At 68.3% G+C, this 24,054-nt stretch carries 22 protein-coding genes and 2 pseudogenes; 5 read left to right on the forward strand and 19 right to left on the reverse strand.

The features are described from left to right. Window positions 1-37 precede the first annotated feature (37 nt). The gene (locus tag ACFOWZ_RS19375; RefSeq protein WP_382374344.1) at window positions 38-1,897 is read left to right on the forward strand and encodes an AAA family ATPase; all 1,860 of its coding nucleotides are present in this window, start codon (window positions 38-40) and stop codon (window positions 1,895-1,897) included. Here ACFOWZ_RS19375 and mutM read toward each other — a convergent pair. The 6 genes from mutM to ACFOWZ_RS19405 form a co-directional block, all read right to left on the reverse strand. Continuing rightward, window positions 1,887-2,744, reverse strand: coding sequence for a bifunctional DNA-formamidopyrimidine glycosylase/DNA-(apurinic or apyrimidinic site) lyase (gene mutM / locus ACFOWZ_RS19380; protein ID WP_382374346.1), 858 nt, complete (start codon window positions 2,742-2,744; stop codon window positions 1,887-1,889). The genes ACFOWZ_RS19375 and mutM overlap by 11 nt on opposite strands. Window position 2,745: 1 nt before the next feature. Next, window positions 2,746-2,946, reverse strand: coding sequence for a hypothetical protein (locus tag ACFOWZ_RS19385; protein ID WP_030467960.1), 201 nt, complete (start codon window positions 2,944-2,946; stop codon window positions 2,746-2,748). An 8-nt stretch (window positions 2,947-2,954) separates the two neighbouring features. Next, entirely contained in the window at window positions 2,955-3,758 is an 804-nt protein-coding gene (gene rnc, locus ACFOWZ_RS19390; protein WP_382374348.1) for a ribonuclease III, read from the reverse strand. 16 nt (window positions 3,759-3,774) lie between these two features. Continuing rightward, on the reverse strand, window positions 3,775-3,957 hold the full coding sequence (gene rpmF, locus ACFOWZ_RS19395) for a 50S ribosomal protein L32 (protein ID WP_030467958.1): 183 nt from the start codon (window positions 3,955-3,957) through the stop codon (window positions 3,775-3,777). A gap of 2 nt (window positions 3,958-3,959) precedes the next feature. Further along, window positions 3,960-4,541 (reverse strand): YceD family protein, encoded by a 582-nt coding sequence (locus ACFOWZ_RS19400; protein WP_382374350.1) that lies wholly within the window; start codon window positions 4,539-4,541, stop codon window positions 3,960-3,962. Between the two features lie 137 nt (window positions 4,542-4,678). Then, window positions 4,679-5,395, reverse strand: coding sequence for a DivIVA domain-containing protein (locus ACFOWZ_RS19405; protein WP_030467956.1), 717 nt, complete (start codon window positions 5,393-5,395; stop codon window positions 4,679-4,681). Between the two features lie 100 nt (window positions 5,396-5,495). On the opposite strand from ACFOWZ_RS19405, the gene ACFOWZ_RS19410 reads away from it, so the two are divergent. Then, a complete protein-coding gene (locus ACFOWZ_RS19410) occupies window positions 5,496-5,936 on the forward strand; it encodes a GNAT family N-acetyltransferase (protein ID WP_382375095.1) in 441 nt (146 codons plus the stop codon). On the opposite strand, the gene coaD is transcribed toward ACFOWZ_RS19410, so the two are convergent. Further along, window positions 5,933-6,415, reverse strand: a complete 483-nt coding sequence (gene coaD, locus ACFOWZ_RS19415; RefSeq protein ID WP_030467954.1) for a pantetheine-phosphate adenylyltransferase — start codon at window positions 6,413-6,415, stop codon at window positions 5,933-5,935. The two genes, ACFOWZ_RS19410 and coaD, sit on opposite strands and share 4 nt — an antisense overlap. Before the next feature lie 53 nt (window positions 6,416-6,468). Continuing rightward, entirely contained in the window at window positions 6,469-7,023 is a 555-nt protein-coding gene (rsmD, locus tag ACFOWZ_RS19420; protein WP_382374353.1) for a 16S rRNA (guanine(966)-N(2))-methyltransferase RsmD, read from the reverse strand. 31 nt (window positions 7,024-7,054) lie between these two features. Here rsmD and ACFOWZ_RS19425 point away from each other — a divergent pair, with 31 nt between their 5' ends. After that, window positions 7,055-7,480, forward strand: coding sequence for a TFIIB-type zinc ribbon-containing protein (locus tag ACFOWZ_RS19425; RefSeq protein WP_382374355.1), 426 nt, complete (start codon window positions 7,055-7,057; stop codon window positions 7,478-7,480). Here the strand turns inward: ACFOWZ_RS19425 and ACFOWZ_RS19430 are convergent. From ACFOWZ_RS19430 to ACFOWZ_RS19440, 3 genes are all read right to left on the reverse strand, one after another. Beyond that, complete coding sequence (locus ACFOWZ_RS19430; protein WP_382374357.1) at window positions 7,452-8,135, reverse strand: SDR family NAD(P)-dependent oxidoreductase; 684 nt, start codon at window positions 8,133-8,135, stop codon at window positions 7,452-7,454. The two genes, ACFOWZ_RS19425 and ACFOWZ_RS19430, sit on opposite strands and share 29 nt — an antisense overlap. Before the next feature lie 80 nt (window positions 8,136-8,215). After that, a complete protein-coding gene (locus ACFOWZ_RS19435) occupies window positions 8,216-9,289 on the reverse strand; it encodes an MBL fold metallo-hydrolase (protein WP_382374359.1) in 1,074 nt (357 codons plus the stop codon). Window positions 9,290-9,410: 121 nt separating this feature from the next. Continuing rightward, window positions 9,411-12,788: a pyruvate carboxylase gene (locus ACFOWZ_RS19440; RefSeq protein ID WP_382374361.1), complete on the reverse strand. Its 3,378-nt coding sequence runs from the start codon at window positions 12,786-12,788 to the stop codon at window positions 9,411-9,413. Window positions 12,789-13,105: 317 nt separating this feature from the next. On the opposite strand from ACFOWZ_RS19440, the gene ACFOWZ_RS19445 reads away from it, so the two are divergent. Next, window positions 13,106-14,326, forward strand: a complete 1,221-nt coding sequence (locus ACFOWZ_RS19445; protein WP_382374363.1) for a hypothetical protein — start codon at window positions 13,106-13,108, stop codon at window positions 14,324-14,326. A 2-nt stretch (window positions 14,327-14,328) separates the two neighbouring features. Here ACFOWZ_RS19445 and ACFOWZ_RS19450 read toward each other — a convergent pair whose 3' ends face one another. The 4 genes and pseudogenes from ACFOWZ_RS19450 to ACFOWZ_RS19465 form a co-directional block, all read right to left on the reverse strand. Next, the gene (locus ACFOWZ_RS19450; protein ID WP_382374365.1) at window positions 14,329-15,462 is read right to left on the reverse strand and encodes a sialidase family protein; all 1,134 of its coding nucleotides are present in this window, start codon (window positions 15,460-15,462) and stop codon (window positions 14,329-14,331) included. A 548-nt stretch (window positions 15,463-16,010) separates the two neighbouring features. Continuing rightward, window positions 16,011-17,273 (reverse strand): annotated as a pseudogene (locus ACFOWZ_RS19455) (ATP-dependent DNA helicase RecG); the annotation flags it as partial. A gap of 1,365 nt (window positions 17,274-18,638) precedes the next feature. Next, window positions 18,639-19,136, reverse strand: a pseudogene (locus ACFOWZ_RS19460) (OB-fold nucleic acid binding domain-containing protein); the annotation flags it as partial. A 14-nt stretch (window positions 19,137-19,150) separates the two neighbouring features. Further along, on the reverse strand, window positions 19,151-20,761 hold the full coding sequence (locus ACFOWZ_RS19465) for a DAK2 domain-containing protein (protein WP_382374367.1): 1,611 nt from the start codon (window positions 20,759-20,761) through the stop codon (window positions 19,151-19,153). A gap of 148 nt (window positions 20,762-20,909) precedes the next feature. On the opposite strand from ACFOWZ_RS19465, the gene rpmB reads away from it, so the two are divergent. Beyond that, the gene (gene rpmB, locus ACFOWZ_RS19470) at window positions 20,910-21,101 is read left to right on the forward strand and encodes a 50S ribosomal protein L28 (protein ID WP_030467945.1); all 192 of its coding nucleotides are present in this window, start codon (window positions 20,910-20,912) and stop codon (window positions 21,099-21,101) included. Window positions 21,102-21,114: 13 nt separating this feature from the next. On the opposite strand, the gene ACFOWZ_RS19475 is transcribed toward rpmB, so the two are convergent. The 4 genes from ACFOWZ_RS19475 to ACFOWZ_RS19490 are packed head-to-tail and all read right to left on the reverse strand — an operon-like array spanning window position 21,115 to window position 24,009. Continuing rightward, window positions 21,115-22,332: an MFS transporter gene (locus tag ACFOWZ_RS19475; RefSeq protein ID WP_382374369.1), complete on the reverse strand. Its 1,218-nt coding sequence runs from the start codon at window positions 22,330-22,332 to the stop codon at window positions 21,115-21,117. A gap of 43 nt (window positions 22,333-22,375) precedes the next feature. Beyond that, window positions 22,376-23,050: a uracil-DNA glycosylase gene (locus tag ACFOWZ_RS19480; RefSeq protein WP_030467943.1), complete on the reverse strand. Its 675-nt coding sequence runs from the start codon at window positions 23,048-23,050 to the stop codon at window positions 22,376-22,378. A 16-nt stretch (window positions 23,051-23,066) separates the two neighbouring features. Continuing rightward, window positions 23,067-23,588: a gamma carbonic anhydrase family protein gene (locus ACFOWZ_RS19485; protein ID WP_382374371.1), complete on the reverse strand. Its 522-nt coding sequence runs from the start codon at window positions 23,586-23,588 to the stop codon at window positions 23,067-23,069. Window positions 23,589-23,598: 10 nt separating this feature from the next. Further along, complete coding sequence (locus ACFOWZ_RS19490) at window positions 23,599-24,009, reverse strand: GNAT family N-acetyltransferase (protein ID WP_382374373.1); 411 nt, start codon at window positions 24,007-24,009, stop codon at window positions 23,599-23,601. Between the last annotated feature and the right edge of the window lie 45 nt (window positions 24,010-24,054).

The raw sequence follows: 24,054 nt of genomic DNA on the forward strand, positions 1-24,054 counted from the left end.
TCATTCGACACCGAACCTCTGTGCTAGAACTTCGCTGGTGCGGTTGACCAAGGTGGAGTTCAAGGGCTACAAGCGACTCGCGGACACGGCGGTCAACGTCGACAGCAAGCTGATCGCGTTCGTCGGCCCGAACGAAGCGGGCAAGTCGTCGATCCTCGACGCCCTCCTCTGGCTGCACAGCAAGGACGAACTCCCACAAAGCGCCCTCACCAGAGGAAGACGCACCACCGGCGAGCCGGTTGTCCGCGCGACCTTCGTGCTCGACGAACACGACCACGAGGTCCTCGCGGACCTGCAGCTCCCCACCCTGCCTACGAAGGCCGTCCTGGAAAAGCGGCCCGACGGGAGCAGGCGCATCACCCTTGATCCACCGGTCGGATGGGGCACCGACGCGTTCGAGTTGCTGTCCGGTGCACTCGACATGCTGCTGACGGAGCGCACGGACCTGTCCAACGCCAACAAGCAGCTGATCATCCGGGTCCGCCGGAGACTCGCCAGCACGGATGAGCCGTGGTCAGACGACGATCTTCTGGCACTCATCAGCCTGCGCGAGGCCCTTCCTCTGTTGCCTGGGCCCGTCGTTCCTCAAGCAAGATCCGCTGCCGATGCGCTCCACCGCCAGCTCAAGGCCGGTCGTGCCGATCGCAAGGTGATCAACCTCCTGGCTCCGCGAATCCCACGCTTCGTCCTCTTCAACGCAGCGGAGCAACGACTGAAGGCGAGCTACGACCTCGACGCGAACGAGTTCGTTGACCCGCTGGCCGACCTGCTGGGCATCGCGGGCACGACGGTCGACGACCTGAAGGCGGCGATCACCAGTGCTGACATCGCAGCCAGGGAGACCTACCTGCTGCGGGTCAACACCGCGCTGCAGGCTCGGTTGCAGGGCAGCTGGCGCCAGTCACGGATCTCCGTTCAGCTCTCGTGCAGCGGTTCGACCGTTCACGTGCTCCTGAAGGAACTGCACGAGACCGGTGCCATCACGACCCTCGACGAACGCAGCGAAGGCCTGCGGACGTTCATCGCTCTCCTGTGCTTTCTCTACTCGGCCGGCCGGGAAGTCCCACCGATCCTCATGATCGACGAGGCGGAGACCCACCTGCACCTCGACGCTCAGGCCGACCTGGTCGAAGTCCTGCACGGGCTGACCGAGGCGAGTCAGGTCCTCTACACGACGCATTCGCCCGGCTGCCTGCCGCCTGACCTCGGCACCGGGATCCGCCTGGTCGCAGCCAGCAGGAAGAACCCCGGCACGAGCGAGCTGCGCAACGACTTCTGGACGAACGAGCGGCCCGGGTTCAGCTCGTTGCTGTTCAAGATGGGCGCGGGAGCCGCGGCGTTCTCGGCGTGCCGGCACGCGGTGATCACCGAGGGTCCGACCGAGATGATCCTGCTCCCGACACTGATCAAGATGGCCACCGGCCAGCAGAACCTGCTCTACCAGGTGGCGCCGGGCCTCTCGAACTCGTCCGCGCGCGACCCGGAGCTGCAGGAGGTCGCCGCGAAGACGGCGTACCTGGTGGACGGGGACGCCGGCGGGGTGACGTTGAAGAACCAGCTCGTCAAGGCCGGGGTGATGGAGAGCCACGTGCTCTCGCTTCCCGAGGGTAATGCGATCGAGGACCTGCTGACCGCTGACTCGTACCTCGGAGCCGTGAACGCCCATCTGACCGAGTGCAGTCACACCGATCGCATCACCGAGTCCGACCTCGCGGAGGGCAAGACCCGCGGCAAGGCGGTCAGCGAGTGGTGCGCTCAGCGGGGGATCACGCCGCCCGGCAAGACGGTGATCGCGAACAAGCTGGTCAACAACCCGGATCAGATCAGCCTCGAGCCGGTGGCGGTGGCGTTCCTGAAGGACCTCCACCTCAAGCTGACGGACGTCCTCAAGCTCTAGGACGAGGCTGGCAGCGGGGGCAGGAGTACGAGGACCGGTTCATGAACGGCTCACGCACGATCGCCGCACCGCACCTCTTGCAGGGCCGGTTCTCCTGCCCGTACGCGTTCAACGACCGGTCGAAGTACCCGGACTGGCCGTTGATGTTGACGTAGAGCGCGTCGAACGACGTCCCACCCTGCCCCAGCGCCTCACGCATCACGTCGGTGGCGTGATCCAGCAGCTCAGCGGCCTTCACCTTGGTCAGCTTGTCCGTCATCCGGGTGCCGTGCAGGCGGGCGCGCCAGAGGGCCTCGTCGGCGTAGATGTTGCCGATGCCGGACACGAGGGTCTGGTCCAGCAGGGCGCGCTTGACCTCCGTGTGACGCAGGCGCAACGCGCGCACGGCAGCATCACGGGAGAAGAGAGGGTCCATGGGGTCGCGGGCGATGTGCGCGACCGTGTCGGGCACCAGAGTGCCGTCGACCTCGACCAGCTCGGCCAAGGCCAGGCCGCCGAAGGTTCGTTGGTCCACGAAACGGAGTTCTGGGCCGTCGTCTTCGAACCGGAAGCGGACGCGCAGGTGCTTCTCGTCGGGGGCCGACGAGGGTTGGACGAGCATTTGGCCGCTCATGCCCAGGTGCGCGAGCATGGCGGCTTTGTCGGCCAGTTCCACCCAGAGGTACTTGCCGCGGCGCCTGGCGGCGGCCATTGGCTGGCCTGCCAGGCGCGCGCAGAAGTCCGTGGAACCCAGGTCGTGCCGGCGGATTGCGCGTGGGTGCAACACCTCAACCGAGGAGATGACCCGGCCGGCGACGTGGGCTTCGAGGCCGAGGCGTACTACCTCGACCTCTGGGAGTTCGGGCACGTCAGGCTTCGGACTTGCCCTCGTCGACGGGCTGCGCTTCGATCACGGCGGCCTGCGGCTTGGTGGGCTTGAGCACCCACACACCCGCGCGGCTCGTGTCCCTGACCAGCACAAGTCCCTGGATGCCTCCGCTGCGGGAGGTGTTCACCGGCCCGCGGACGGTGCGGGTGCGGCGGTTCGTGCGGTTCCTGGTCGCATACATTGCGTGTCTCAGTCTTCCTCGGATGGGAGGGTCCCTGGCGTCACCGAGGCGCCGTTCTGTCCGTTCGCGGATCGGACCGACTCCTGCTCGGCCTTGACCCGCTCCGACAGAACATGATAAGCCGCTTCGGCGGCTTTCTGCTCGGCTTCCTTCTTGGTGCGCCCATCACCCTTGCCGTGAGGCTGGCCCCCGACGAGCACCGTGGCGGTGAACTCCTTGCGGTGGTCCGGCCCCTGGTCGTCCACGCGGTACTCGGGGACGCCGAGACTGGCTTGAGCGGTGAGCTCCTGCAGGCTTGTCTTCCAGTCCAGTCCAGCACCCAAAAGCGGAGCTTTGGCCAAGAGCGGATCGAACAGCCGGTGAACGAACGTTCGTGCGGTATCGATACCGAACTGCAGGTACACCGCACCGATGACGGCCTCGAGGCCGTCGGCGAGGATGCTCGCCTTGTCCCTGCCGCCGGTCAGCTCTTCGCCGCGCCCGAGCAGCAGGTGTGCGCCCAGCCCGCCCGGTCCCAGGTCACGCGCCACGCCCGCCAGTGCGTGCATGTTCACCACGCTGGCGCGGAGCTTCGCGAGCTGACCCTCGGGAAGATCGGGATGGGTGCGGTAGAGGTGGTCGGTGACGACCAGCCCCAGCACGACGTCTCCCAGGAACTCGAGACGCTCGTTCGGCGGCAGACCGCCGTTCTCGTACGCGTACGACCGGTGGGTGAGTGCAAGCCCGAGCAGCTCGGCGTCCAACTGGACGCCGAGCGCTTCGGTCAAAGTCGCGCGGTCAGCTTGCGGAGCGCGCGGCGGCTTTCCCCCCACTGCGTAACCGAGGAGATCAGGCCGGCTGAGCGACCTGGCGGCCAGCGTACTGACCACAGGCCGGGCAGGCGACGTGCTGCGGCTTCGGCTGGCGGCAAGCCTTGTTGGAGCACGCCACCAGGTGCACGGCAGACGTCTTCCACTGGGAACGGCGCGCACGGGTGTTCGAGCGCGACATCTTCCGCTTCGGGACGGCCACGACTACTTCTCCTCGTTGTTGTCATCGCTGAACCGCTCTTGCAACGCGGCCCAACGAGGGTCGATCGTCTCATGCCCGTGGTCGGGCCCGAGCTCCGCCCACCTGCCACCACACTCGGAGCAAAGCCCCTTGCAGTCCGGCTCGCAGAGCGGCGCCTGCGGCAGTGCGAGGACGATGGCGTCCCGCACCACAGGCTCGAGGTCGATCAGATCGTTCTCGATCCGGCTGACCTCGTCTTCATCAGTGGTCTCGTCCGTGGTGCTGTCCGGCCACGCGTACAGCTCCGTGATCCGGACCTCGACCTCGTCGGCGATGGGCTCGAGACACCTCGCGCACTCGCCTTCGACCTTGGCGGACGCCGTCCCCGAGACGAGCACGCCCTCCACGACCGATTCGATCAGGAGGTCGAGCTCTACCTCTCCGCCTTCCGGCACCGCGATCACACCGAGCAACCCCACACCTGCCGCGGGCACCGACCTGACGAAGGGTCGGCTGGAACCGGCGCGACGGCCGATGTCCCTGGTGTCGATGACCCAGGGACCGGATGCTGTGGGACGCGTGGACGCGTGACGATGCTCAGTCATGATCAGATTGGTTGCCGGCGGGGACCTACCACGTCCAGCCGGTCCAGGGTACGGGACGACGGCCTCACGCGTGAAATCCCCAGGTGATCGCACCTGCTCGTAGTAGTGCGAATCACACGTTCAGGCGCGCTGGTTCGTTAAGCACCGTAGTCGAACGGCGCGGAGGCTCCCGCGACGGCCGGTCCGCGCAGGTGCGACCGGCCCTTGCCGACCGACCTGAGCGTGTGCGCGAGGAGGTCCTCGAAGTCCGCGAGCTTGCCGTCCACGTACGCGTCACACTCCGAACGCAGCCTGATGGCCTCGCTCTGCGCGGCGTCGAGCACGCGTGCAGCCTCGGCGTGCGCCGCCCGGACGACCTCCTGCTCGTTGACGAGCCGGGCCTGCTCGGCGCGGCCGTCCTCGGTGGCGCGCTCGTAGTTGGCACGGCCCGCCTGGATCATCCGCTCGGCCTCGGCGTGCGAACGGCCCACCAGGTCGTCGTACTCCTGCCGGCCGGCGGCCACGGTCCGCTCCGCCTGGTCCTCCGCCTCGGCGATCATCCGCTCGGCGCGGGCGCGCGCGTCGGACAGCATCGCCTCGGCCTCGGCCTGCGCCTCCGCGAGCATGCGGTCGGCGTCCGCACGCGCCTTCGACACGCCCGCTTCCGCGTCGTGCTTGGCCTTGCCGACCAGCTCGTCCTTGTGGTCCAGCACGTCCTGCGCGTCGTCGAGCTCCGCGGGGATCGCGTCGCGCACGTCGTCGAGCAGTTCGAGCACATCACCGCGCGGCACCACGCAGCCCGAGGTCATCGGAACTCCGCGCGCTTCCTCGACGATCGTGACGAGCTCGTCGAGTGCCTCGAACACCCGGTACACGTCTCACTCCCTAACCCCTGTGGCTCCCACCCACAAGTGTGCCCTGCCGATCTCCCCGAAAGAGGGAGATCGGCAGGGCGTGTCAGGATTTGCCGTGACCATCAGCATCAGGCGGGCCACCGCGGCCGACGTCGACGCGATCGTGGCGATGCTCGCCGACGACCCGCTCGGAGCCCGGCGCGAGAAGCCCGGCGACCCCTCCTACCTCAAGGCGTTCGAGGTGATCGACGCCGACCCGCACCAGTACCTGGCCGTGGCCGAGGCCGGCGGGGAGGTCGTGGGGACCCTGCAGCTCACGTTCACGTCCGGCCTGTCCCGCCTGGGCATGACCCGCGTCACGGTCGAGGCCGTGCGCGTGCGCTCCGACCAGCGCGGCAACGGCCTCGGCGAGCACCTGATGAGGTGGGCGATCGACGAGGCCCGCGCACGCGGCTGCGGTCTGGTGCAGCTCACGACGGACGCGTCACGGGTGGACGCGCACAGGTTCTACGAGCGGCTCGGCTTCACCGCGTCGCACGTGGGGATGAAGCTGCCTCTTTAACGGGTCTCCGCGAGGCGCTGCTGCAGCCGCTGCTCGACGGAGGCCGGCAGCAGCGTCGAGACGTCACCGCCGTACGTCGCAACCTCCTTGACCAGCGAGGACGCGAGGAACGAGTACTGCGGGCTGGCCTGCATGAACAGCGTGTCGACGCCCGTGAGCTGGTGGTTCATCTGCGCCATCTGCAGCTCGTAGTCGTAGTCGCTGACCGCGCGCAGGCCCTTCACGATGGCCTTGATGTGGTTCTCGCGGCAGTAGTCGACCAGCAGCCCGTGCCAGGAGTCGACGCGCACGTTGTCCCACTGCGCGGTGACCTCGCGCAGCATCTCCTGGCGCTCCTCGACGGAGAACAGGGTGCGCTTGTTCTTGTTGATGAGCACGGCGACGACGACCTCGTCGAAGAGGTGCGCGGCTCTCCCGATGATGTCCAGGTGGCCGTTGGTTACCGGGTCGTAGGAGCCGGGGTACACGGCACGCGTCATGGATCGGACGTTAGCACCCGATCGGACGCCTCCAGGCGTGTCCGTGGTTCTCGTCACCCATCAGTACGCACCTGCGCCCAATAGACCGCGGTGTCCCCATATCGCTTGGCACGCAAGGGTTCCACCTCGTCCGGCCAAGCAGGTTCGCCACTTCGCGAAGCACGTTCGACAATCAGCACCGCATCCCCGGCGAGCCGAGGCACGAGCCCGTTCAGAACTTTCGCGAGCTCGTCATCACTCACCGCGTACGGCGGATCGGCGAACACGACGTCGAACTTGTCCCCTTCACCGGTGACGAAGACCTCAGCCGTCCGGTTCGCAATGGTCGTGTTGCCGAACCCGAGCTCCCGCGCGTTGCCCTTGAGCACCTCAGCGGCCCGCTTGTCCGACTCCACGAACGTCGCGTGCCCGGCCCCTCGACTCAACGCCTCGAACCCGAGCGCCCCCGACCCCGCGTACAGGTCCAGCACCTTCGCCCCCTCGAGATCCATCATGGCCTCGAGGGAACTGAACAGCGCCTCCCGCACCCGCTCGGACGTGGGCCGAGTCCCCTTCGGCGGCACCTTGAGCCTCCGACCTCCGGCAGTCCCGGCAACAATTCGCGTCACCGCTCCATCGTCCCAGGTGCATCCTGTGCGCATGACCCGCCACCAAGACTCCGGCGACTGCCTCTGCGCACTGGCCGACCACCCGGTCCTGGCGGTGTGCCCGTCCTGCACGGCCCAGGCCCTGATCACCTCAGGCCGCCTGGTCTGCCCAACCTGCGCCCACACGCGCCCCTACGCCCGAACCTGGTGCTGGGACGACCAGCGCTTCGTACCGGACCTGTGGCTGCGAACCCCTTGCGCCGGCCACACGCTGTGGGCACTGAACACCGCACACCTGGACCTGCTGGAGTCCTACGTGACCGCAAAACTGCGCGAGGACCCACCTTCTTCTTCAACGCGGCGAATGACCGTCCTGGCCAAACTCCCCACGTGGCTGAAGTCGGCCAAACACCGCAACGAGGTCCAGCGGGCCCTCCGCCGCCTGCGAGCTACCGCCCCAGGTGCGCCCCACCGTTGACGGCCAGCACCTGCCCCGTGATGTGCCCAGCAGCCTCCGACCCGAGGAACCCGACAAGCGCAGCCACGTCCTCAGGCGTCCCAGCCCGCCCGTTCTTCGTCTGCGAGATCAGCATCTCCAGCCGCTCCTCAGTCATCGACTCCCCGAAGAACTCGGTGTCCACGATCAACCCGGGCGACACGACGTTGGCGGTGATCCCACGCCCACCGAGCTCCCCAGCAAGATCAGCAGTCCACGCCTCCACCGCAGCCTTCGCGGCCCCGTAACTCCCACCACCCCGCCGCCCGGCGATCGACCCGATGGTGATCACCCGGCCGTTGTCGGCGAGCCGCGGAGCCAAAGCCTCCGTGACCAACACAGCACTGACGACGTTCGCCTCGTAGTTGGCAAGCCATCGAGTCTTGGTGTCCTCGTGACTGACGTTGCCACCGGCGTTGTTGACGAGAACGTCCACCTTGGACGGAAGCCGCGACAGCGCCCCAGCGACCGCATCCGGATCGGTGGCATCAAAGGCAACGTGCCGAACACCAGGAACCTCAGCGAGCACCTCTGCCCGCCGCCCGGTGATCGTGACGTCCATCCCTTGCTTGACGAACTCAAGCGCGATGGCCCGCCCAATGCCAGTGCCACCACCAGTAACCACTGCTGTACGCATTGCTCCCCAAATCGACTACACCCCAACGTACGCCTGGTGATCAAGCGAGACGGCCTGCGCAACCGGCGCGACCAGAAAACTCAAACGAGCCCCTGCCACCACCCATCCACCTCACCAGGCGAATCCACATCAACCCGCTCCCCAGGCCGAGGCACCGCAACCCGCATCCCCCGAGCCTTGACCTCCCGCCAAACCCGATCCACAGGCTCAGTCCAAGGATGCAGCGCCAGGTTGAAAGTCGCCCAGTGGACAGGAATCAACAACCCACCCCCAAGATCCTCAAACGCCTGCACCCCTTCCTCAGGCGTCATGTGGATGTCAGGCCAAGCATCGTTGTACGCCCCAACCTGCATCAACACAGCATCAAACGGCCCATGAGCAGCCCCGATAGCCGAATACCCAGGAAAGTACCCAGTGTCCCCGCTGTAGAACACAGACCGAGAACCACGAGCAATCACCCAAGAAGCCCACAAGGTGACGTTCCGCTGCACCGACCGCCCAGAAAAGTGCTGCGCCGCAGTACAAGTGAGCGTGAACCCGTCAACGGAGAACGACTCGTCCCAGTCCAACTCAACAATCCGCGTGCCAGGCACGTCCCACCGCCGAAGATGCGCCCCCAACCCCAACGGCACCACGAACACCGCCGACGACACCCGAGTCAGCTCCCGAACCGTCTGCATGTCCAGGTGGTCGTAGTGGTCGTGCGACACCACAACCGCACTCAAAGCAGGCAAATCCGACAACTCGTGCGGCACTGGGTGCAACCGCCGAGGCCCGACGTGCGCAGACGGCGACACCCGGTCACTCCACACGGGATCCACCAACACCGCGGCCCCGTCGATCTCGATCAACGCGGAAGCGTGGCCGTACCAGGTGATGTGCAGCCCAGAGCCGACAGGAGCGGAGGGTCCGACGAGCGGAACCGCCACGGACGGCTTGCGGTCCTCACCGCCGGAGATGAAGTCGCGCAACGAGAAGGAGTCGCGGTCCGGGACCGTGCGGACTTCCTTGTCGTTGTGGAACTTGCCGTTGCGGTAGCGCGGCGACCGCGCCATCTGCGCCGGGTCCGGCCTTCCTCCCAGCTGCTTCGGCACGTCCCGCAGCGCCCACGCCACGCCCGCCAGTCCGAGCAGCCCGGCCAACGCCTTCTTCATGATGCGATTCCCTCTCCCTGACCCCGTGCTCGGTGCAACGCACGGAATCGTCGTCGAGTTCCTCGCCCCTCGCAGCACGAAGGGCCCGGCCACCGAGGCCGGGCCCTTCGCACAACATCAGCTACTCCAGGACGATCAGCAGGTCTCCACCTTCGACCTGCTGGGCGCCGCGCAACGCCAGGCGCTGCACGCGGCCCGCCTTCGGGGCGGTGATCGCGGCCTCCATCTTCATGGCCTCGATCGTCGCGACGGTCTGGCCCGCGTCGACGCTGTCGCCCTCGGCCACCGCCGCCGTCACCACGCCCGCGAACGGTGCCGCGACGTGGTTCGGGTTGCTCCGATCAGCCTTTTCCGCGGCCGGGATGTCGGCCGCCACCGAACGGTCGCGGACCTGGATCGGGCGCAGCTGGCCGTTCAGGGTCGCCATGACCGTGCGGATGCCGCGCGCGTCGGCCTCGGAGATCGCCTCCAGGCCGATGAGCAGGCGGACGCCCGGTTCCAGGTCGACCGAGTACTCCTCGCCCGGCCGCAGGCCGTAGAAGAAGTCCTTGGAGCGCAACACCGACGTGTCGCCGTAGGCGTCGCGGTGAGCCCGGAACTCTCTCGTGGGCGCCGGGAACAGCAGGCGGTTCAAGGTCGCGCGGCGGTCGTCGACCAGCCCCGCCTCGTCCTCTGCCGACAGCTCCTCGATCGGCTTGGGAGCCGGGCGGCCCTCCAAAGCCTTGCTGCGGAACGGCTCCGGCCAGCCGCCGGGCGGGTCGCCCAGCTCGCCGTGCAGGAAGCCGATCACCGACGCCGGGATGTCGTACTTGCCGGGGTCGGCCTCGAAGTCCTTCGGTGCCACGCCGGCACCGACGAGGTGCAGCGCGAGGTCACCGACGACCTTGGACGACGGCGTCACCTTCACCAGGTGGCCGAGCATGCGGTCGGCGGCCGCGTACATCGACTCGATCTCCTCGAACTTCTCGCCGAGGCCGAGTGCGACCGCCTGGGTGCGCAGGTTCGAGAGCTGACCACCGGGGATCTCGTGGTGGTACACGCGGCCGGTCGGGCCGGGGATGCCGGACTCGAACGGCGCGTAGATCTTGCGCACGGCCTCCCAGTACGGCTCCAGGTCGCACACGTTCTGGAGGTTGAGGCCGGTGGAGTGCTCGGTGTGGTCCGTCAGCGCCACGATCGACGACAGCGGCGGCTGCGACGTCGTGCCCGCCATCGACGCGGTGGCGCCGTCGATCGCGTCCACACCCGCCTGGACGGCGGCGAGGTACGTGGCCAGCTGGCCACCCGCCGTGTCGTGCGTGTGGAGGTGGACCGGGAGGTCGAACTCCTTGCGCAGCGCGGAGATCAACCGCGCCGCGGCCGGTGCCCGCAGCAGGCCCGCCATGTCCTTGACGGCCAGCACGTGCGCACCGGCGCCGACGATCTGCTCGGCGAGCTTGAGGTAGTAGTCCAGTGTGTACAGACGCTCGTCCGGGTTGGACAGGTCGCTCGTGTAGCAGAGCGCGACCTCGGCGACCGCCGTCCCGGTCTCGCGCACGGCCTCGATCGCCGGGCGCATCTGCTCGACGTCGTTCAGGGCGTCGAAGATCCGGAAGATGTCGATGCCGGTGTTCGTCGCCTCCTGCACGAACGCCTTGGTGACCGCCTCCGGGTACGGCGTGTAGCCGACCGTGTTGCGGCCGCGCAGCAGCATCTGCAGGTTGATGTTCGGCACGGCCTCGCGCAACGCCGCGAGCCGCTCCCACGGGTCCTCGGCGAGGAACCGCAGCGCCACGTCGTAGGTCGCGCCGCCCCAGCACTCCAGGGACAGCAGCTCCGGCGTCATGCGCGCGACGTGCGGCGCTACGGCGAGCAGGTCCTTGGTGCGTACTCGAGTGGCGAGCAGCGACTGGTGCGCGTCGCGGAACGTCGTGTCCGTGACGCCGACCGCCTTGCTCTCCCGCATCCACCGCGCGAAGCCCTCGGGGCCGAGCTCGACGAGCTTCTGCTTGGAGCCGGCGGGCGGTTCGGCGTTGAGGTCGACGACCGGCAGCTTCTCGCGCGGGTCCACCGCGGTCGGGCGAGTGCCGTTGGGGTGGTTGACCGTGACGTCCGCGAGGTAGGTCAGCAGGCGCGTACCGCGGTCGGCCGAGTGGCGCGCGGTCAGCAGGTGCGGGCGCTTCTCGATGAACGACGTGGTGACGCGGCCCTCGTAGAAGTCCGGGTCGTCCAGCACGGCCTGGATGAACGGGATGTTCGTGGACACACCGCGGATGCGGAACTCCGCGATCGCACGGCGCGCACGGGCGACGGCGAGACCGAAGTTGCGGCCGCGGCACGTGAGCTTCACGAGCATCGAGTCGAAGTGCGGGCTGATCGCCATGCCCGCGCCGGCCGTGCCGCCGTCGAGGCGGATGCCGGAACCACCGGGCGAGCGGTAGGCGCTGATCGTGCCGGTGTCCGGGCGGAAGCCGTTGGCCGGGTCCTCCGTGGTGATGCGGCACTGCAGCGCCGCACCGCGCAGCTGGACGGTCTCCTGGGACAGGCCGAGGTCGTCCAGCGACTCACCAGAAGCGATGCGCATCTGCGACTGCACGAGGTCGACGTCGGTCACCTCCTCGGTGACCGTGTGCTCGACCTGGATGCGCGGGTTCATCTCGATGAAGACGTAGTGGCCCTGCGGGTCGAGGAGGAACTCGACGGTGCCGGCGTTGCGGTAGCCGATGTGGCGCGCGAACTTCACGGCGTCGTTGCAGATGCGGTCGCGCAGCTCGGGGTCGAGGTTCGGCGCGGGCGCGATCTCGATGACCTTCTGGTGGCGCCGCTGCACGGAGCAGTCGCGCTCGAAGAGGTGGATCACGTTGCCCTGGCCGTCGGCGAGGATCTGCACCTCGATGTGGCGCGGCTCGACCACGGCCTGCTCGAGGAACACGGTCGGGTCGCCGAACGCCGATTCCGCCTCACGCGACGCGGCTTCGAGGGCCTCGCGCAGCACGGCCGGGTCGTCGACCTTGCGCATGCCTCGGCCACCACCACCGGCGACGGCCTTGACGAACACGGGGAACCGCATCGACTTCGACGCTTCGAGCAGCTCGTCCACGTTCGACGACGGCTCGCTCGACTCCAGCACCGGCAGGCCGGCCTCGCGGGCGGCGGCGATGGCGCGCGCCTTGTTGCCCGTGAGCTCCAGCACCTCGGCGACGGGGCCGATGAACGTGAGACCGGCCTCGCGGCAGGCCATCGCGAGCTCCGGGTTCTCGGACAGGAATCCGTAACCGGGGTAGATCGCGTCGGCGCCGGCCTTCCGGGCAGCCTTGATGATCTCGTCGACGGAGAGGTAGGCGCGGACGGGATGTCCGGGTTCGCCGATCTCGTAGGACTCGTCCGCCTTCAACCGGTGCAGCGAGTTGCGGTCCTCGTGAGGGAAGACGGCGACCGTTCCAGCGCCCAGTTCGTAGGCGGCTCGGAACGCGCGAATCGCGATCTCGCCGCGGTTGGCGACAAGAACCTTGCGGAACATCCGTTGCCCTCCCGGAGTTACTCGACGGTCAGTTCGGGCACGTTACCGTGCGACTCTTGCCTGTTGGGAGGACTGTCTCACGTGATGGGTGTCATCGTGATCGGTCCGGCTCGTGAGAATTGTCGCGGTTTGAGGGCTGGCTGAACACCAGCCACCCGGTCAGACTCCACCCGGTAGTGGGATTAACCAGATCGAGTGACGATCTTGATAACCATCTCGGTAGGGTGAGCCATATGGCCGGGGCTGATGGAGCCGGGCAGCCTACTGCCCGCACACCGCATTTCGACGTTGTCCTTCGTGGTTACAACCAGCGACAGGTGAATGAACGCGTCACTCGCCTGGAGTTCGACCTCAAGAACGCGAACCGCTCCCGAGACGCGGCTGCCGCGCAGGTGGCGGAGCTGACCAAGCTCCTGAACTCGATGCGCGCCGATCTCGACAAGACCAAGATGCAGCTCCACAACCTCGCCAACAGCCCCGTGAGCGCGTCGAACGTCACCGAGCGTGTCCGCGTGATGATGTCGCTGGCCGAGGAAGAGATCGCGGACATCCGCAAGGACGCCCTCGACAAGGCCGCCGCGACCCGTGCCGAGGCCGAGAAGCAGGCCGCCGAGCAGCGGGAGAGCCACAACCGCCTCCTCGCCGAGACCGAGGCCCGCCGCAAGCAGCTGGAAGTCGCCCACCAGCAGCGCACGACCGAACTCGAGAAGCAGTTCGCCGAACGCAGGGCGGAGCTCGAGGCCGAGCACGAGGCGCTGCGCACCAAGCTCGTCTCGGAGCACGAGAACCTCGTCGCCGAGGTGCGCGCGGAGGGCGAGCGCGTGGCCGCCGAGTTCGAGCAGAAGTCGGCCGACCTGGACGCCCGCCGAGTGGAGCTCGACCAGAAGTACAAGGCGTACCACGACGAACTGGACAAGGAGTACGACGGCCTCGAGGCGAAGCTGACCGCGGAGCACCAGAAGGTGCTGGCGGACGCGCGGGCCGAGGCCGAGCGCATCGCCGCCGAGTCCGAGGTCGCGCGCGTCGAGGCGTTGCAGAAGCTCGACGACGCCCTGAAGGCCAAGCAGGCCGAGGCCGAGAAGGTGCTCGCCGACCTCGAGGCCGAGGCGCTCGCGAAGGCCGAGAAGACCACCTCCGACGCGTCCGCGCAGGCGACCGCCCTGGTCAGCGCGGCCGAGGAGAAGGCGGCGACGACCCTGCGCGAGGCCTCGGAGAAGGCCGAGACCACGGTGCGCGAGGCCGACGAGAAGGCCACCACGCTGGTGCGCGACGCCGAGGCCAGGACGTCAGCCCTCGTCCGCGAGGCCGAGGAGAAGTCGGCCGCCGCGGTGGCCGAGGCCGACCAGCGCGCGGCGGCGGCGTCCGAGAAGGAAGCCTCGCTGCGGGCGGCGCACGACAACCTCGCCACGCAGTTCCACGCGGCCCAGGCGGCGGTGGAGGCGGCGATGACGGTGCTGAAGCCGCTGGAGGACGGTTCGGCCGACGAAGCCCCTGCCGAGCAGGCGACCGAGCAGCTGCCGAAGCCGCGCCAGAACTGACCTCAGCCGGGGAACGGCGGCAGGCCGCTGGTCGCCCAGCTCGTGTGGCAGACGCCCTCGGCCACGTAGTCGCTGGCGAACCCGATCAGCGAAGCCCCGTCGAGCGACGCCACCCCGGCGGGGTGGTAGTTCGGGCAGTTGTCGTCGCGCGCGCCGGGCACCGGAACCGGCGCGGGCGCCTCGTACCAGCCGTCCGCGCCGCCGTTCTCCGAGACGAAGACCGTCCTGCCGTTGCCGGGATCGACCTTGCCGTTGGCGGACATCAGCATCTGCCCCATGAGGATCACGCGCCCGCGCGACGTGCCGTTGGGCGCGAGCACGATCGACGGCGTGTGCGCGAAGTACTTGCCGTCCTTCGTCGTCGGCCGCTCCCCGAACCACTTCGGGTCGCCCCAGTGCACGCCGTCCGGTGACGTCCGGTGGAACGCCTCGCAGAAGTACTGGTTCGGCTGCGCGCAGATCTCGTACATCATGTAGTACTCGCCCGTCGGCAACCGCTTGACCTGCGACATCCCCGGCCGGTACGCCCTGGGCTGGACCGCGACGATCTTCTGCTTCGCCGACCAGTTCCTGCCGTCCTCGGACACCGTCCTGCCGATGTACTGGCTGTGCCCCGGATCCGTCTCGTCGGCGAAGTAGCAGTTCAGCCTGCCGTCCGCGTCGACGGAAAGGTCCGGTTCCCACAGCCCGCCGCCTTTGCCCGCCCGCGCGCACTCGGACAGGTACTCCCACGTCTCACCGGCGTCGCGGCTGCGCCAGATCCGCGCCTTCAACCCCTCCGACTTGAGCCCCACCGACCCCGCCCACAACACGGTGCCCGCGGGCATGTCCCCGACCTGCCGCGGCAGCTCGTAGAGGTGACCGCAGCACAGCGCGTGGGAGGCCTCGGGATCGCTGAACCTGCTGATCTTGCGAAACCGCTGGCCGTTGCGGTTGGCGCGCAGGACATCGACGTCCTGGAACCGGTCGAGCACCACGAGGATCGCGCCGCGGCGGGAGCCGTGTTCGAGGCGGATGGCGTGGGGGTAGCGGGATTCCTCGCCGGTCAGCACCTTGGGGCTCGCTCCGGCTGGGGGTGGGGCCAGGATCGAGAGGGCGAGGACGGCCACGAGCGTGGTGGTGATCAGGCGGCGCACGGGTGGGAACGTACGGCTCGGGTGGGGTGGGGTGGCGGGTGGCGCGCGTACACCTTCAGGTGATTGGGAGGTGGGAGGGTTTGAGGCGCGGCTGGCGGCTCACGGGTGGCGGCTGGCTGGGGTGGTGCCGATCGGCGAAGAACCGATCGATCGAGGTGTGGTGGAGCGGGCGCGACTGGGCCAGGCGCTCGGCGTGGGTCGGCAGACGAACGGGCAAGGTTTGTCGGCGGCCGAGAGCAGACGGTCGGCCGCGGTCGGTCAGACCGCGGCCTTTCCGGCGGGCGTGGGCGGCTAGTAGTGCTTTGTCAGGTCGACCAGGAGTCTGGGCAGCAAAAGCGCCGGTAGTCGCGCTCTCACGGTGTCGTGTCCGTCAGTTGGCTGTACTTAGCGGCGAATATAATCGTTTACTGATCACGCTAACTACTGCCAACTTTGCTGGTAGTGGCCGCGAGAGCGGGTAGCGCCACCTCGCCGCAGAGCTCGCGGTGCGCGTCCAACAGCCGATCCGTTCGCATACCTGCAGGTCAGTGCAACCTAACGAAGCACTCCTAGGTCTTTTCCAGGAACTCCGCCCGTTCCTCCGTCAGCAGCGTCGCCACCATCCCCGCCAGCCCCGGATGCCTCACCAGGTCCGGGTCCGCGTCCACCACGCGCTGGGCGGCCACCCGCGCGTCCGCGATGATGTCCTCGTCGCGCAGCAGGGAGAGCATCTTCAGGGCCGAGCGGCGGCCTGACTGGGCGGCGCCGAGGATGTCGCCTTCCCGGCGCAGCTCCAGGTCCAGCTGGGCCAGTTCGAAGCCGTCCAGAGTGGACTCGACGGCGCGGAGGCGTTCCATCGTGGCCGTCATCTCCGGCATTTCGGTGACGAGCAGGCACAGGCCCGGCGCACTGCCTCGGCCCACGCGGCCGCGGAGCTGGTGTAGCTGTGAGACGCCGAAGCGGTCCGCGTCCATGATGGCCATGACGGTGGCGTTCGGGACGTTGACGCCCACCTCGATGACGGTGGTGGCGACGAGTACCTGGACCTCGTTGGCCGCGAAGGCGCGCATCACGGCGTCCTTCTCGTCCGGGGGCATGCGGCCGTGCAGGATCTCCACGCGCAGGCCGCGCAACGGGCCCTGCGCCAGCATGGTCGCCACGTCGATCACGGACAGCGCCGGGCGCTTGTCCTCGTCGTCGGACTTCGCGGGTTCCTCGTCGCCGATGCGCGGGCAGACGAAGTACGCCTGGTGGCCTGCCGCCACCTCCTCGCGCACGCGGGCGAACGCGCGGTCCAGCCACGTCGGCTTCTCGCGCACCGGGACCACCGAGGTCTTGATGGGCGAGCGGCCGCCCGGCAGCTCGCGCAGGGCCGAGACCTCCAGGTCGCCGTAGACGGTCATGGCCACCGTGCGCGGGATCGGGGTCGCGGTCATCACCAGCACGTGCGGGTTCTCGCGTTCGCCCCGCGCGGAAAGAGCGGCGCGTTGCTCGACGCCGAAGCGGTGCTGCTCGTCGACCACGACGAGGCCGAGCGAGTGGAACTCCACCTTCTCCTGGATGATCGCGTGCGTGCCGACGACGATGCCCGCCTCGCCGGTCACGATGTCGAGCAACGCCTGGCGCCGCTGGGCCGTGTTCATCGAGCCGGTCAGCAGCGTCACGCGCGTCGCGTCCTCCGCGCCGCCCAGCTGGCCTGCCTGGGCGAGGTCGCCGAGCATCTCCTGCAGCGAACGGGCGTGTTGTGCCGCAAGGACTTCCGTGGGGGCGAGCATGGCGGACTGACGGCCCGCGTCGACGGTCTGGAGCATGGCTCGCAACGCGACCATGGTGTTGTGGGTGACCACGAAGTGGTCGGTGACGTAGAGCTGGTCCGGATGCGCGACCGAAATGCACTGCACCGGCTTGCGGCCGACGAACTCGACCGCTCGGATCGCCCGCACGGGCTTCTCGTATTTGGTGCGTTCCTTGACGAGTTCCGCTTTCCGAGTCAGTCGGAACGGCGGGAACTCGTTCGGCAACCGGAGACTGACGTGGTGGTACGTGCTTCCCGTTATCTCGACCGGGCGGACCCTGCCCGTGCCACCGAGCGACTCCGCCAGCCAGGAGACCTGCTCGGCGAGCCGTGCCGACGCCGAGAAGAACGTGACGTGCTCCTGGTCAGGCGTGCCCTCGGTGTCCAACAGCCCTTGCAGGACCGCGTGACGGACCTTGACCGGAGCGACCAGGTAGCTCTCCGGCAGGAACTTCTCGGCGGCGGCGTGGCCGTGGACCCCCGCTGTCCGCAACGCGGTGAGTACCGGGGTCGGCCAGTCGGGCTCAGCGAGGCGTGCGCCCTCCGGAAGGGCCTCCTCCAGTGCGACCAGCAGCTCCGGATCGGCGCCGGTGAACGTGCCGTCGAGCAGCGAGCCGGCCCCGATCACCAACCCCAGCGCGTACGGGTCCAGTGGCCGTTCGCTCAGGCAGTCCAGCTCAGGCGCTTCCACCACGGGCAGATGCCACTTCGGCCCACCGTTCGCGGTCGTGAGATCGTCGCGGATCTCCCGCAACGTCAGAACCTTGAGCGGATTGCCCCGATCTCGGCGCACTGTCGTGTTCACAGCCCAGAGGTGCTCGAGATCAGACTCGACGCTGCGTCCATCGGAAAGGACGACGCGGTAGACATCGCGCTCTCCCTGAGGAAACACGCCAGTCACCGTCGTGACCTCGCCACTCGGTGCGATCACTTCATCGCCAACGTGGAGGTCGCCCATGCGACGGAAGCCGGTCGGCGTGAGCACGAGCGAGTCGAGCGGTTGAGCCTTGCCCGACCCCACCTCCCCTTGCAGCAGGCGGTTCATGGGCACGACCGACTCGAGGTCGGAGGCGATCTGCTCGCCGACCTCCACCTGGCCCTTGGTCAGCTCGAACGGCAGCCGCGCGTCGAACGCGTCCAGGATCCCGCCGGCACGGCGCGCGCACGAAGGGGCGGGGCGCGCCCTGGAAGCCTTGCGGCGCTGCGCGAGCGTCAGCTGCACGGCCAGGGCCTCGTCCCACTTCAGCCGTTGCTGCGCCACGGAGATCTGCGCCCAGCTCTCCGGGCGGTGGATCGCCCTCAGCGCCTCCTCCAGGCCGATCAGGCCCTGCTCGGCGCGGAAGTCGGCGGGCAGCGGGTCCTCCGGCACGCCGTCCCAGATCTCCAGCAGCTGCTTGACGCAGTTCGCGATGTTCCACGTGTTGATGTGCTGCGACGCCGGGTAGACGGGCAGGAAGGCCTGCAGGAACGACGATCCGTCCTGCTCCGGGGTGAGGATCTCGAACGCCGGGTGCACCAGCTGGAGGTTCTGCCGGTAGCGGCCGACCTTGCCCGCGAACAGCGCGCGCGTGCCCGGCAGCAGCTCCTGCTCGGCCACGAACGCCACCTTGCCGAAGAACACGAGGTGCAGTTCGGACGTGCCGTCCGTGATCACCGCTTCGGTCATGTGGCCGTGCCGGGCCTTCATGCGCCGCTTGGTGCACTTGCGCACCTCGGCCTGCACCGTCACGTGCTCGTCGATTTCCAGGGACCTGATGTCGGTCAGCTTCCCGCGCTCGTCGTAGCGGCGCGGGTAGTGGCGCAGCAGGTCACCGACCGTCGTGAGGCCGAGGCCGGTCTCCAGTGCGTCGGCGGTCTTCTTGCCGAGCAACGGCTGCAGCTTGTCGTCGAAGGAGATCATCGCGCCCCATTGAACTACTCGACACCGACAAAAATGACCGCGTCCGGCTGACCGCCCGGATACGCCGTCACTTCCACCTCCGGATGGGTGACCCGCAGGTGGTCTTCGAGCACGTCCACCAAACCACCTGGGCTGTCGGCGCCCAAAATCACGGTCACCAGTTCGCCGCCGCCGGCCAGCATGCGGTCGACCAGGCGGCAGGAGAGGTCCATCAGCAACTCCGGGGTGGCGGGACCGGGTTCGATCAGCACGACCTCGCCGTCCAGCATGCCCAGCAGGTCGCCCGGCTGGCAGCGGCCGACCCAGGTGATGGCCTCGTCGGCGGCGATCGAGAGCTCACCGCGGCGCGTGGCGGCAGCGGCCTCGGCCATGGCGACGACGTCATCACCAGCGCGCCGGGACACGTCGTGCACGGCCAACGCCGCGAGGGCCTGCACTGGCGAGAACGTCGGCACCACCACCACGTCCTGCCCTGCGGCCTGTGCGTAGGCCACGGCCTCCTCTAGCGCCTCACGGATGTCCGGATCACCAGGCAGCACGGCGACGTGACGCGCGCGCGTCGACACGATGGACGACAACAGGTCGGTGGGCGTCGCCGAAGATGAAGCGAGGTCGAAAACGATGGCACCCTCTGCACGGAAGAGGTCCACAGCGCCGCTCACCACCACCACGATCGCCCTGTCACGCACGAAGCGGGACGCCTGAGCGGCGATCTGGTCGGCGAACCGCGCCACCGTGATGCGGTGTGGACGTCCAGCGCGCACACCTGCCTCGATGGCCGCGCCTATGTCGTTGCAGTGCACGTGGACGGTCCACAGCGAAGCGCCGTCACCCACCACCGACACGCAGTCACCGAGCAGGTTCAGCGACGCACGCAGCTCGACGACCTCCTCCTCCGAGGTGTCGTCGAGCAGGTACATGACCTCGTACTCGAACTCCGACGACCCGCCCTCGCGCTCGGTCGTCAACGACTCGGGCGTGCGCGGCAGCAACGGCGCGTCCACCGGCGCTTCCACGGCCTGCCCGGTGATCACCGCGGCCAGTGTGTCCAACAACACAACGAGCCCACGTCCACCCGCGTCGACGACCCCCGCCTTGGCCAGCACAGCGAGCTGACGCGGCGTATCGGCCAATGCGATCGCACCCGCGCGCGACGCCGCCATCACCACCTCGTCCAGCTCGTCCGACGGACAGTCGCGAGCGGCCTCGGCGGCGGCGTGCAGCACCGACAGGACCGTGCCCGGCACAGGCTTGGACACAGCAGCAGTGGCGAGTTCATCGGACCGTTGGAGAGCCTTGCGCAGTGCGGACCCGGTGACGACGGAGACCTCCTGCACGGACTCCGCCAGGCCCCTGAGCACCTGCGACAGGATCACGCCGGAGTTGCCGCGGGCCCCGGCCAGGGCTCCGCGGGCCAGCGCGGACAACGCGTCACCGACCGTGGAGATGGGCGAGCGCAGCAGCGCGTCGAGCGCCGACTGCATCGTGTGCAGCAGGTTGGTACCTGTGTCACCATCCGGTACGGGGAAGACGTTGATCTGGTCGATCGACTCCCGGTTGGCGTCCAACGACCGCACGCACGCGTCCGCCCACCTGCGCACCGCGACCGCATCCATGACCTGCATGGCGGCGAGGGTATCCACCCGGTTTGGTCGCGGGTGAACCAACCAGCTACCCTTGCTGGGTTGCCGTGCCCGGTTGAGGCTTGTGCACGCTTGCGCGCCCACCGGGACGCGAGACTTACCGCTTGAGGAACCTGAAGGAGTGGCTGACGTGGCTGCCGTGTGCGACGTCTGTGGCAAGGGGCCGGGCTTCGGCCATTCGGTTTCGCACTCCCAGCGGAAGACGAACCGCCGCTGGAACCCGAACATCCAGTCTGTGCGCGCGAAGGTTTCGGCCTCGCAGCGCCAGCGCATCAACGTGTGCACCTCGTGCCTGAAGGCCGGCAAGGTCGTGCGCGGCTGATAACGCCACAGGATCAACTCGAGGAGAGCTCGGCGGAAGCCGGGCTCTCTTCTTTTTTGTCGAACACTGCGCGTTTCAGGGCCCGGTGCACGAACACCAGACAGGCGACACCGCTGAGCAACGCCCCGGCACCACCCAGCGCGAACACCGCCTGCGGCCCGATGACGAGCAACAACCCGCCCGCAGCAGCCGTGCCCAGCAGGTTCGCCCCGATCACCATCGACCCGACCGCGGCGAACGCCCGCCCGCGCATCTCCTCGGGCGTGCGCAACCGCACGATGGCGTTCAGGGCCACGTTGTGCACACCGTTCGAGATGCCACCGATGACCCAGCCGGTCCCGGCCGCGACAACGAACGGGAACGTCGCCGGGATCAGCACCCCGATGCCCGTGGTGATGGCGGCGACGGCGATCGCGTGCGCAACCCCGGAAACGGTCTCCAACCGGGCGGCGAGCCTGTTGCCGACCAGGATCCCGGTCATCCAGCACGCCTGCATCGCGCCGAGCACGAACTCGTCGCCGTGCAGCACGTACCGGACGAACGCGGGATCGGCCACGTTGATCACCACGACCGCGCCGACGCAGAAGGCCAGCCCGATGATCGCCGCGAACAGCACCGGATCACGCCGGACGTGCCGGATGCCCGCGAGCGCACTGGGGCGCGACGAGTGCTCGCCGGAAGGCCGGCGTTCCGTGCGCACGAACGCCAGCAGCACCGCGTAGGCGAGGAACGTGCCCCCGTCGATGAGCAACGCGGCGGGGTGACCGAAGAACCCGGCGAGCAGCGCACCACCGGTGACACCCGTCATGCTGCCGAGACTGCGCCCGGTGCTGAGCCACGCGTAACCGCGCGTGGCTTCTTCTTCGCCGGCGATGTGCGGCACGAGAGCGGAGATGCAGGGCTGGGCGACCGCACGGCCGCAGCCCGAGAGCAACACCAGCGCCACCACGAAGACGGGCTGCCCCATCAACGGGGCGATGGCCGCGATCGCGACGCCCTGGAACAGCAGCGCGACGATCAGCAGGCGGCGGTTGGGAAGGCGGTCGACGAGCACGCCGGCGAGAGGTGCTCCGAGCACGAGCGGCAGCAGTTCGGCGATCAGGATGGCGGCGACCAGCAACGAGCTGATCGGAGTGGCCCAGAAGACCAGGACGAGCAGCGACAACGAGTTGCCGAACTCGGAGACGGCCGCTCCCGCGGCCGTCAACGTCAGATCACGATTTCCCCGCACGCCGCCCGACGCTAGTGGCGCGAGACGTGCGGGGACATCCGAATTACGGGAGCTTCCAGTCGATCGGCTCCGCGCCCTGCTTCTCCAGCAGTTCGTTGGCCCGGCTGAAGGGCTTCGAGCCGAAGAACCCGGAGTGCGCCGACAGCGGCGACGGGTGCGCGGACTCGATGGCGGGCAACGGTTCGAGCAACGGGCGCAGGTTGCGCGCGTTGCGGCCCCACAGGATCGAGACCAGGGGTGCGTCACGGGCGGCGAGCGCCTTGATCGCCTGCTCCGTCACGGCCTCCCAGCCCTTGCCCTGGTGGGAGTTGGCCTTGCCGGGCTGCACGGTCAGCGCCCTGTTGAGCAGCAGCACGCCGCGCTCGGACCACGGGGTCAGGTCGCCGTTGGACGGGATCGGGTGTCCCAGGTCCTCGGCGTACTCCTTGTAGATGTTGATGAGCGACTTCGGGATGGGCCGCACGTCGGGCGCCACGGAGAACGACAGGCCCACCGCGTGGCCGGGCGTCGGGTACGGGTCCTGCCCGACGATCAGCACCTTCACCTGGTGGAACGGCTGCTTGAACGCGCGCAGCACGTTCTCGCCCGCAGGCAGGTAGGTGCGGCCGGCGGCGACCTCCGCGCGCAGGAACTCACCCATGGCGGCGATCTGGTCAGCAACGGGGGCGAGAGCTTCAGCCCAACCGGCTTCGACAACTTCGTTGAGGGGACGAGCCACGGCTGTGAACCCTATCTCAGTCGAGACGACGCAGCTTCTCCCGGTACAAACCGATGTTCTGCACATATTTCTCGACGATGAAAGCCCAAGCCTGTTCTGGCACAACATATCCAGCACGCTCGCGAGCAGGAACTCCCAGCACCATCGTGCGTTCGCGGACGTGGCCGTCGAACGACACCACGGCTCCGGCGCCGACGATCGCACCCTTCTCCACGATGGAACCGTTGAGCACCACCGAACCCGACGCGATCAGGCACTCGTCGGCCACGGTCGCGCCCTCGATGTGCACGTTGTGGCCGATGACGCACGACGAGCCGATGTGCACCGGGTGGACCTCGGTGCAGTGGATCACGGTCCCGTCCTGGATCGACGTCCGCTGGTCCACGACGATGCGGCCGTAGTCGCCGCGCAGCACGGCTTGGGGCCACACCGACGAATGCGCGCCGATGCGCACGTCGCCGATCACGGTCGCGTCCGGGTGCACGTACGCGTCCGGGTGGATCTGCGGCGTGTAGTCCCCCAACGCATAGATGGCCATGCGCCCGAACCTACAACGGCTTCCCGAAGCAGCGACTCTCCGGGTGGTCCCGGTACACGCCGAAGTTCTCGATGCGCTCGTACCCGCTGGAGGTGTAGAGCCCGATCGCCTCCGGCTGGCGCAGTCCGGTCTCCAGGATCATCCGCTCCAGCCCTGCCTCGCGCGCCGTCACCTCCAGGTGGGCCAGCACGAGCCGGGAGAGGCCCTTGCCGCGCACGGAGTCGACGACGTACATCCGCTTGATCTCGGCGGCGCCCTCGACCTCGTCGTTGACGCGCCAGCCACCGCACGCGACGGGCACGCCGTCCAGGTAGCCGATCACGAAGTAGCCGAGGGGTGCGGCGAACTGCGCCGGGTCGACCGGCGTGACGTCCTCGTCGCCGTAACGCTCGACGTAGACCTGCTGGAGGTCGGCGATCATCTTGACCGAGTCTGGATGGTCATACGCTCTCGTGCATAGTTCCAC

Origin of the sequence: Lentzea rhizosphaerae (assembly GCF_042649515.1) — a bacterium.
GTDB classification, from domain to species: Bacteria; Actinomycetota; Actinomycetes; order Mycobacteriales; family Pseudonocardiaceae; genus Lentzea; species Lentzea aerocolonigenes.